Annotated in this window: 2 protein-coding genes; both read right to left on the reverse strand. The window is 65.3% G+C overall.

Annotated elements, in window-relative coordinates:
- On the reverse strand, nt 1-779 hold a 779-nt coding region (gene preA / locus EN991_RS35990; RefSeq protein WP_127370504.1), incomplete at its 3' end, for an NAD-dependent dihydropyrimidine dehydrogenase subunit PreA.
- Nucleotides 780-781: 2 nt separating this feature from the next.
- Nucleotides 782-1,472 (reverse strand): FAD-dependent oxidoreductase (locus EN991_RS35995; RefSeq protein ID WP_164769649.1); only part of this gene is annotated, 691 nt, incomplete at its 5' end.

The following is a 1,472-nucleotide window of genomic DNA, read 5'->3' on the forward strand; positions in this document are numbered from 1 at the left end:
GAGATCGGCAGGCCCTGCGTTTCCGGATCGCGCGCGATCTCGGCCACCATGTTCATGGCGATCGGCTTTACCGCCGGCCCGCAATAGCCGCCATGCGAGCCCTTGCCGTCGATGGTCGGCTGCGGCGCGAAGCTGTCGAGATCGACACCAGTGATCGAATTGATGGTGTTGATCAGCGACACCGCGTCGGTGCCGCCGGCATGTGCTGCGCGCGCGGGCTTGCGCACATCGGTGATGTTGGGCGTCAGCTTGGTAATGACGGGCATACGGGTGTTCTGCTTGCACCAGCGCACCACCATTTCGATATATTCCGGCACCTGGCCGACGGCGGCGCCCATGCCGCGTTCCGACATGCCGTGCGGACAGCCGAAATTGAGCTCGATGCCGTCGGCTTCGGTCTCCTCGACCACCGGCAGGATCGCCTTCCAGGCTTCCTCGACGCAAGGCACCATGAGCGAGACGACGATGGCGCGGTCGGGCCAGTCCTTCTTGACCTGCTTGATCTCGCGCAAATTGACCTGCAGGTCGCGGTCGGTGATCAGTTCGATGTTGTTGAGGCCGAGCAGGCGGCGGTCGGCGCCCCAGATCGCGCCGTAGCGCGGACCGTTGACGTTGACGACAGGCGGCCCTTCCTCGCCCAGCGTCTTCCACACCACGCCGCCCCAGCCGGCCTTGAAGGCGCGGATGACGTTGTAGGCCTTGTCGGTCGGCGGCGCCGAGGCCAGCCAGAACGGATTGGGCGACTTGATGCCGACGAAATTGTTTCTGATATCCGCCATGCTCATGCCCTCCCGTTCGAGGTCAGTGCCCGATTGATGCTCTCCGCAGCGTCGCGTCCCTGCGCGACCGCCGAGACGGTCAGGTCGTCGCCACCGAAGATGCAGTCGCCACCGGCCCAGACCTTGGCAAGCGACGTGCGCCCTTCCGAATCCACCTTGATGCGACCGGCTTCGAGGCCGATCGATGCACCGCTGCCATTGAGGGCGGCCGGGACAAAGCTCTGTCCAATCGCCTTGAACACCTGGTCGGCAACGAGCGTCAGCGTCTCGCCGGTGCCGGCAAGCCTGTCGCCGTTGAGGGCGGTGTATTCGAGTTCGACGGCAGTGACCTTGCCGCTCTCGGCGATCACCCGCTTCGGCTGCAGCCAGTGACGGATGCTGACGCCATTGGCAGCGGCCAGATCCTGCTCGAACTCAGACGCATTCATGTGCTCCTGGCCGCGCCGGTAGCAGATCGTCACCTCCTCGGCGCCGAGCAGCTTCGACTGTACCGCGGCGTCGATGGCCGTCATGCCGCCACCGATGACGACGACGCGGCGACCAACCGGCAGGCCGGAGAGGTCGCTGGCCTGGCGCAGCTCGGCAATGAACTCGACCGCGTTGATGACGCCGTCAGCGTCCTCGCCATCGGCACGCAGCGCATTGACACCGCCAAGGCCCATGCCGAGAAACACCGCGTCGTAATTGTGGATC

The organism is Mesorhizobium sp. M7A.F.Ca.US.005.03.2.1 (assembly GCF_003997795.1).
Lineage (GTDB): Bacteria > Pseudomonadota > Alphaproteobacteria > Rhizobiales > Rhizobiaceae > Mesorhizobium > Mesorhizobium ciceri.